The organism is Niastella sp., assembly GCF_045805085.1.
Classification (GTDB): domain Bacteria; phylum Bacteroidota; class Bacteroidia; order Chitinophagales; family Chitinophagaceae; genus Niastella.
The window spans coordinates 1-8,710 of the sequence record NZ_JBJMLX010000563.1 but is presented as its reverse complement, the minus strand read 5'-3'; the positions used below and the strand labels follow the sequence as shown (position 1 = coordinate 8,710).

Annotated in this window: 7 protein-coding genes; 4 read left to right on the top strand and 3 right to left on the bottom strand. The window is 45.5% G+C overall.

What is annotated here, in order from left to right; translation table 11 throughout:
• The first annotated feature begins 14 nt into the window (after positions 1 to 14).
• The 3 genes from ACJ751_RS29310 (at position 15) to ACJ751_RS29300 (ending at position 3,922) form a co-directional block, all read left to right on the top strand.
• Positions 15 to 143, top strand: a complete 129-nt coding sequence (locus tag ACJ751_RS29310) for a 2Fe-2S iron-sulfur cluster-binding protein (RefSeq protein ID WP_407749099.1) — start codon at positions 15 to 17, stop codon at positions 141 to 143.
• Positions 144 to 238: 95 nt separating this feature from the next.
• Positions 239 to 2,371 (top strand): molybdopterin cofactor-binding domain-containing protein, encoded by a 2,133-nt coding sequence (locus tag ACJ751_RS29305; protein ID WP_407749098.1) that lies wholly within the window; start codon positions 239 to 241, stop codon positions 2,369 to 2,371.
• 27 nt (positions 2,372 to 2,398) lie between these two features.
• Positions 2,399 to 3,922, top strand: a complete 1,524-nt coding sequence (locus ACJ751_RS29300; protein WP_407749097.1) for a hypothetical protein — start codon at positions 2,399 to 2,401, stop codon at positions 3,920 to 3,922.
• Here ACJ751_RS29300 and ACJ751_RS29295 read toward each other — a convergent pair.
• Complete coding sequence (locus tag ACJ751_RS29295) at positions 3,882 to 4,475, bottom strand: protoglobin domain-containing protein (protein WP_407749096.1); 594 nt, start codon at positions 4,473 to 4,475, stop codon at positions 3,882 to 3,884. The two genes, ACJ751_RS29300 and ACJ751_RS29295, sit on opposite strands and share 41 nt — an antisense overlap.
• A gap of 683 nt (positions 4,476 to 5,158) precedes the next feature.
• Between ACJ751_RS29295 and ACJ751_RS29290 the strand changes: the two genes are divergently transcribed.
• A complete protein-coding gene (locus tag ACJ751_RS29290) occupies positions 5,159 to 5,902 on the top strand; it encodes a hypothetical protein (protein ID WP_407749095.1) in 744 nt (247 codons plus the stop codon).
• A gap of 17 nt (positions 5,903 to 5,919) precedes the next feature.
• On the opposite strand, the gene ACJ751_RS29285 is transcribed toward ACJ751_RS29290, so the two are convergent.
• Together ACJ751_RS29285 and ACJ751_RS29280 are read right to left on the bottom strand one after the other, a co-directional pair.
• Positions 5,920 to 6,783, bottom strand: a complete 864-nt coding sequence (locus ACJ751_RS29285) for a metallophosphoesterase family protein (RefSeq protein ID WP_407749094.1) — start codon at positions 6,781 to 6,783, stop codon at positions 5,920 to 5,922.
• Between the two features lie 93 nt (positions 6,784 to 6,876).
• Positions 6,877 to 8,710, bottom strand: a 1,834-nt coding sequence (locus tag ACJ751_RS29280; RefSeq protein ID WP_407749093.1) for a glutaminase domain-containing protein, incomplete at its 5' end; no start/stop codon positions are given.

Sequence of the window (8,710 nt, the reverse complement as noted above, 5' to 3'; positions counted from 1 at the left end):
TGGCGGCTGTTGCTTTGTTAAAAAGAAAGCCCAATCCTACTGATGAGGATATCAACGCAGCCATGAGCAATATTTGCCGTTGCGCTACTTATGTTCGTATTCGAAAGGCAATACACATAGCTGCAGGCAATGCAAGTAAATAGCAGTTCATAAGTTATTGAGTTATTAAGTTCATTGTTTACTGAAGTTTTCAACCTAAGAACTTAATAACCTCCTATGAACTTAAAAACTAAAATACATGAAACAAGCTCCCTCTAATATATCACGCAGACACTTTTTAAAAATTAGCAGTTTAGCCGGCGGCGGCGTGCTTTTTGGTTTTGAAATGCTGGCCAATGCAACGGCTGAAACGGTGGCTGATGCACCGCTCTTCTCCCCCAATGCTTATCTCTCTATAGATCCACAGGGCATTGTTACGCTGATGGCGCCCAATCCCGAGATCGGACAGGGTGTAAAAACTTCGTTGCCCATGCTGTTGGCCGAAGAGCTGGATGTGGATTGGAATAAAGTGGTGGTTACCCAGGCGGTTTTTGATAAAGAAAAATATGGTAACCAGTCTGCCGGTGGTAGCGGGGCCATTCGTGGCCGGTACGAACCGATTAGAAAAGCCGGCGCTGTTGCCCGCCAAATGCTGGTAGCCGCTGCTGCGCAAACCTGGAATGTTCCCGAGCAGGAATGTTCAACCGAAAGTGGTTTTGTGTTGCACAAAGCGAGCGGTAAAAAACTCAGCTATGGTGAACTGGCTTCCAAATCGGCTTCCATGCCGGTTCCCGATAATATAAAACTGAAAGACCCGAAAGATTTCAAGATCATCGGTAAACGCATTAATAACATCGACAATAAAGGCATTCTTACCGGCAAACCTTTGTTTGGGATTGATACCCGCCGCGAGGGCATGCTCTTTTGCATGGTATCGCGCTCGCCTGCTTTTGGTAAAAAACTGAAGTCGTTCGATGATACGGAAACGCGCAAGATACCCGGCGTAAAGAACGTGGTGCGCACCGATACGGTTGTAGCTGTACTGGCCACCAATACCTGGGCGGCTAAAAAAGGACGTGATGCCCTGAAGGTTGAATGGGAAGACGCTGGCAAACTGGAAAGCACCACTGAACATATTGCTGCCTTTAAAGACCTGGTTCAGCAAAAAAGCGACAAACCCGACAGAAATGACGGGAATGTAGAACAGGCCCTGACCAGCGCCAAAAAAGTGATGGAAAGTATTTACGAAGTGCCCGTGCTTAGTCATGCACCTATGGAGCCCATCAACTTTTTTGCCGATGTAAAAGATGGCAAAGCCGACTTATACGGTCCCACCCAGGTTCCGGGCAAAGCCATCAGCGATGTGGCGAAAGCATTAGGGATTGCCGAAGCCAATATTACCCTGGGCATGCCCCGGCAGGGTGGCGGTTTTGGCAGAAAACTACGTGCCGACAATGTGGTGGAAGCTGCCCAGATCTCTGCTGCCGCCAAAGCGCCTGTACAAATGCTCTGGACACGCGAAGATGATATGCAGGGCGATTTTTACCGCCCCAACGGGATGTATCGTTACCAGGCCGCCATTAACGCCAATAACGAACTCGATGGCTGGTACCTGAACGCGGTTGCCCTGAATGCTGGCCGTGCGGCTGCCTCGGAAAACTTCCCTGCGGGTGCACTGGCCAATTACCGGTGCGACAGTCATGGCGTTCAATCAAACATTCAAACCGGTCCCTGGAGGGCCCCTACCCATAATTCTATTGGTTTTGCAGAACAAAGCTTCCTCGATGAAATTGCGCATGAATTAAAGAAAGACCCCATCGCCTTTCGCCTTGAATTGCTGGAGAAAGCCAAAACCAGCCCGGTTGGCAAAGTGAGTTACGATGTGGAGAAATTCAAAAGCGTTATAAACCTGGTAAGCCAAATGAGTAACTGGGGTACAAACACGCCCGGGCGATTTAAAGGCTTTGCATCGTATTACTCCTTCAACACCTATGTAGCCGAAGTGGCCGAAGTTTCCATAGTAAATGGCAAACCCAAAGTACATAAGGTATGGGCAGCCGTAAACTGCGGACAGGTAGTGAACCTGAGCGGCGCCGAAAACCAGGTACAGGGTGCCATTGTTGATGGCCTGGGCCATGCCTGGTACTCTGAGATCACGTTTGATAAAGGCGCCGTACAACAGAAAAACTTCAACAGCTATAAAATGATGCGGATGGCCGATGCGCCGCCCGAGGTAGAAGTGCAGTTTGTAGCTACCAATGAAGCGCCTACGGGTTTGGGCGAGCCTGCATTGCCACCTATTGCCGCCGTAGTTTGTAATGCTATTTTCGCAGCAACGGGAAAAAGGATCAGAAAATTACCGTTTGGGAATTCACTAACGCAGAACGCTTAACGCATTTTTTCCTATTTTTACGACGATATGATCAGCAAATTATCCTGGTTAAAACGTCTTAAAGATAGTTTTACTAATCAGCCAACAGATTCCGAATCCTTTTCACGGTTCCTTATAAAAAATGATCTCAATAAAAAATACCTGCTCATAGCTACGGCAGGTATTTTTATTCAGTTTATCGTTTTCAAACTTTGCTACCCGTTTGCCAGTTATTTTACCGACAGCTACACGTATATCGATACGGCTGCCAACAATTATGTCATCAGCGTACGGCCAATAGGATACTCCCGTTTTCTGTCGCTGGTACATAGGTTGACCACTTCCGACACAGCCCTCGTTTTCGTTCAATACCTGACCATACAACTTGGGGTGTTGTATTTCTTTTTTACGCTCCGCTTCTTCATTCCCTTGCGCAACAGCATCAGTCATATGTTGTTTGCTTTCCTTATATATAACCCCATTACTATATACCTCAGTAATCAGGTGAGCAGTGATCCCCTATTTGCGAGTGTAAGTATTATCTGGTTTACGTTGTTGATCTGGCTTATATTCCGGCCTGGCTGGATCCACCTTTTATTAATGGCAGCATTACTGTATCTCCTGTTCCAGATCCGTTTTACGGCGTTATACCTGCCGGCGGTGGCTATACCGGCTGTATTATTCAGCCGGCGGAACTGGCTGTTCAAAGTTTCAGGAATTATTCTGGTGGTGGCGCCCATGTACTTAGGCATGCAACATATTAAAAGACTCACGCAACAGGACACAGGCACGGCGGTATTTTCTGCCTTTGGCAGCTGGATGGCGGCCAATAATGCCCTGCAAGTATACCCGCATATTTCTATGCAGGACAAAGACCTTCCTACAGCGGAATGTAAGGCGCTCAATAAAATAGTAAAACAATATTTTGATACATTGCCTGCATCGGCAAAGCCAGGTCCGGATGAGTTTTTATGGAGCGCTAATTCACCGCTGAAAACCTATATGTATCAAGTGCAGGAGCAAAAAAAGATCGACGGGTATTTCAGATCCTGGCATGCCGTTGCACCTGTTTTTACGCAATACAGCAATAGCCTGATGCTGCATCACCCGTTGGCCTATATGCGATATTTTATTCTGCCTAATTCGAGGACATTCTTTTTGCCATCGTTGGAGTGTTTTCTTTCTTATAATGAAAAGAAAAACACCGTGGATTCTGTCGCTATGAAATGGTTCCAATATAAAAGCGACCGGGTAACCTGTGTTAACAAAACAGTTCAGGCAACCCTGCTGGCCCCCATACCCTGGTTATGGCTGCTGTCGAACATTGTTTTTTGCAGCGGGTTACTATTGGTAGTGATCCGGGCGAAACGATACAAACTTTCTCCTCAATTATTACGCACACTAATATTAGCCGGCACTTTCTGGGGCGTTCACCTTTGTTTCAGCATCTATGCCTCAACAATCGTTTTCCGGTATCAATATTTCCCCATGATCGTTTGTGTTACGTTCTCTTTAATTCTTATAAACATCCTTACCACTCATTACCGCCATAAGCCCGCGTCCACAATGTAACATGCAACAACACCGCTTTACACCAGGCCTTGTGCATTTTTTCAATCACACCCAGGCTATGTCCGTTTTTAGCCATAAATGGTTTGATGGAATCATTCACAACGGCAGTAAACGCAATTACATACCGCATGGGAATAAACGGAGCTGCATTGGCGTTATCAGTTTTATTCTTTTTGGCCGACATATGCCGCAAACCAATCTCATGCTGGTAGTTCAACCAGTCCTGGTCATATGGTTTGTAGCAAAGGTCCATGATCCATTGTTTGAACCGTTCTTTCACTTTTGCTTTATATTGTTCGTCGGTTTTACCAGCTTCATTTTTAAAATAGAACGCCAGATGCGGCATTGAACTGATCACCCCCCGCCACATATTGATGATAGATTCAGTTTGCGGTTCCAGCACATCACCTGCCATGCGCAAAAACTTTTGATCGTCTGAATCGAGCGTGATGGTTTGTTTTAACAGCTCAAGATCTTCCATAGTTACCGGTGAGGTGGCCAATTCATTTGCACCATATTCGTACCCGGCGATATTGTCCACTAATGTTTCCATAACTAATTGCTTTTATTTACATTAAACAACTTTAATAAATTCTTAAAAAACCGTACCATCTACCAATTCCAGTCTGGCAGGCAAAAAAATACCCAGGCTAACCTGGGTTGCTATTAATGTAAGTTGAATCGGGTAAGTATTTCTATTATGAAGAAAAGTTTCGGCAGCCTCGTTTTTCTATAACCCTCACCTTGTCTAGGGTTTTCAAGGTTAACAGGTAATTATATAAATATTGAAGTTCTTTATCGTTGGGGGCGCCCGTGAACTCTTTTTCCGCTACGTGCGCATCGCTTGCTGAACTCAGGCTACCCATTGCAAAGTGTTGATCAATGTTCTTATTAATGATTTTTATCAGGATCGTTCATGCATATAACGGCAAAAACGACATAAAACCAATATAGTACTACAGTACTATATTGGTCAATTATAGTATCCCAGTACTATATTCATAAATTATAGTACTGTAGCACTATATTCACTTTTCTTCGCTTACAATAAGGGTAGTACCTCTCACCCTACCAATGTTTCAACTTATATAAATTCATTCTAATACCACATTTGTACTCACCTCGGTACAAATTTGTACTGACTTGACAATAATCAAATTAACTAAACGAAGTTGCCCATAAAAAACGGCACCATGGGTAAAGTGAGTATATTCGGCGCCATATCGCTAACTGACTATGAGACGACTGTTTATAAAGTGGATGCTGCTCGCCAGTTCACTGACGCCCGTGGCGCTTGTGGCCCAGAATATTAGCCTCAACAGATTATTGTCGTTGCAACGATCATCCCTCATTACCATACAGGACTATTTAGAGACCAGCACCTGGAAGCTAAAACGCATTACTTCCCTGAACGAAGCCGATAGCAATGTGTTTCAATCCCGAACGCGGTTTTTTTTAGATTCCCTGGCGCAAGCCCGTAAACTGGGAAACGCTTCTTTAACCACCAGCGGCAGCTATTATATGGCCCGGTTGCTCGAAGGCACCCGGCTGGAAGCGCCGGCCTGGGTCGAATACCTGAGCCAGGTGGAAACCAGGGTGAGCCCCACTACCCTGTTCACCAATTCGTTCACCATCACCCTACCGAAGTATTTTTTGTTCAACGCCATTAATTTAAAGCTATCAGAGTATACCAGGCGCACCTTTCATCATGCCCTGCGCTTTAGCTTTGGCGATGCAGACACCTTCAAATCGATCATCACAGAAATTGGTATTTTGAATTTGCCTGATAGCGTTTGTTATATTATGTACAACAAGCCGTTAATCACGCGCGTATATAAACTGTCCGACCAGGTGATCAACCTCATCACCATCGATACGCCTACTCCTTCTTATTCGCTTGAAATTTATGCGCGGGCTGATTATGAGTATCTGCACGGGAATGAGCAGGAGCTCAAAGGGAAAGTAGATTACATACAGTAAGCTGTCTGAACCTGGATTTATGGGATGCTTGGGATGACTGGGACAGGGACTCCTGCCTTGCGTTCCGGCAACAGGTGTTCGTTCATTTTTGCATCGGGATTCAGAATATAGGTAGCAACGGTATTGTCATCCATTACTTCCACCATACGAAAACCTTTATACGCAGTTCCCCAGCTTCCGCCAATATGAGAATCGAACAGGAATGGGATACCTTCCCGTTCTTTCATATCGTCCTGGTCGTGATCGTGGCCATTGAATACACAACGAACATTTTTATAGTCCTTCAACAGATCTATAAACTCCGGACAATCCACACCATATTCCGTCCATTTAACCGGTGTAATATGAATGGCGATAAACACATTCGGCGCCTTTTTATATTTTTCCAGCTGGGCGCGCATCCAGTCAAGATCGGGACATAGGAAATCGCCTTTTTCATTAGAGGTAGTGGCCAGCAGAAAGACCTGTTTATCTTTTACGAAGGAATGATTGAACGGCATGTTCCAGGTTTTGCGCCACACCTCTTCATTCACTCTGTCATGATTACCCTGCGTAACATAATAGGGCATCTTTAACTGATCGAGCTGTTGTTTCGCCAATGGCAACATTGCAGGATCGTTATGAATAATATCGCCGTTAATGATGCAGGTATGCAGCCTGCTTTGTTTATGTTGCTGATTGATGTGTTGTATAATGCTGGTATAATTGCTCTCCCAGGTTGTTTTGGGTTCGCCAAAATGCCCGTCGCTTGCCACCGCAAACCGGAACTTTACTTTATTGCGTGTGGAAGCCAGTTCTGAAAGAGAACGATACATCAGTTTGCCGTTTGTAAGTAACAGCAGTACCGGTGTTGTGTTTTTGAGAAAATGACGACGATGCATGTTAATGTGAAAATTAGCAAATTTGAAAATGGAAGGCAAGTTGACCAGTTGACGAGTTAACAAGTTGACCGGGTTGAAAAACAGAGAGGAATACTATTCTGTCGCGAGCCCTTTCACGTTTGACGTTTCACGTTTCACGATTGTCTTTTGCCCTCTGCCTGCTGCCTTTCCTCCTCTAAATTTCTTATCCAGCATACGCATAAAATAACCGCCTACCACACTACGGGCCTGAAAGCCTACCTGTTTTCCATTGGTGGTTTCGTGCCAGTCGCTCAATGGTACCCGGGTTGGCGTTTCTGTAAGATACTTATAAAGCGGGTCGGTGAGCGCTTTAAAAACTGTTGTATCGTTTGTGAGCGTGGCCGTCCACATGATCCAGTCGCTTTTGGTATAGGTTTTCCGGCTGTCTAATGGCAAGCCAAAGGTATTTTGTTTGGTGAGATAGTATTTTATCTCTTTGTTATACACTTCCACCGGGAACAAATGCAGGTTCAGCACCCTGTCCCAAACCAGGTTATACTTCTGGCTCCAGGTGTTTTTATCGGAAAAAGTAAGAGAGTAATGATCGCCATCGTTGGCCAGCGTCATCCATTTTTTTGCCATGTTAATGGCGGTGGTGCGGTACTTCATACTGGTAGGTACATCGTGCATCATTTCGGCCAGCATCGCATAACAGCCTATAGCCACAATTGCCTTTACAGACAGGTTTGCATTGCGCGCCAGGTGGCCGGCAAAATCATCGGTGCACAGCTGATTGGCAGGATCAAAGCCTTCTTTCTCCAGGTAATCGACCCAGGTGGTCAGCGTTTTCCAGTGCTTTCTGGCGTAATTGGCGTTCCCTTCCGCTTTGGCAATGGCAGCCGTTAAAATGAGCATATTGCCCGATTCTTCCACCGGCATATCTTCCCCATAGGTTTGTCCATTAGCCAATGGATAGGTTCCCAGATCATGTGCCGCAAAAGGTTTCGCAAATTTGCCGCTTTCGCTATAATAAAAGATCCCATTCAGCATACCCTTTAACAGGTCTGGGTTGTACAGCAGGTACAACGGCGCCGAAGGATAGGTTACATCTACTGTATTGATAGATCCATTACTGAAATTCTCTTTCGACAGAAATAAGATCTCCCCATTCGGGTCTTTCAGGATCTTATGTGCTGCCACACTCTGGCGATAGCCGGCCACACATAATTGCGCATATTTTTCACCTCCGGCTTTTACGGCATCCGCATACAGGCGATCATCAAAGGCAATGCATTGCTTCATCACACTTTTATAATCGGCTGCGGCATGGGCCAGTTCCTTTTCTATGGTACGTCCTTCGGTACGCCAAACCGGAGGCAGGTTTTTGCCGAAGTATTGTACGGAATATAAGTCATCATACCCCAGCATAATGAATTGCTCCTGCGGAACACTGGTTGTTTTCAGGGCTGGCAAGGTCGTACGCAACAGAAAGTTTTTACCTGTGGAGGAATCAGCTGTTTGGGCATCACCAATCACCTGTTTCGTACTGGCCGCTTTTGGCGCAGCTACATACATATATCCCCAGTCAATACGCAGGTCATCACCCTTCTTTTGCAGAACCGGTTGTTCAACCGAGCCCGCCTTTATCACATTCAAACCATCGGTAGTCACCAGCTTTTTAGCAGTCACTTCCTGTTCGGGTTTATTTACACAAATATTGGTAGACACATTTATACTTACCTGTGCCTGATGTGTTCTGTTATCGTTCGCCTGCAACGTTACCGAAATATAGGAAACGGGGCGGGTCAATATCGTCCAGCTATTTAACAGCAAAGGTGAGGTGAATTGCACCTGCAGGTTAACAGGCCCACACGCATACTGATAAATAGTGCGGGTAGCAGTAACAGTTACGCCTTTCCATTGAGCAGTAGCTGCCGATGACGTTTCCTCCCCCATAAAACGATAG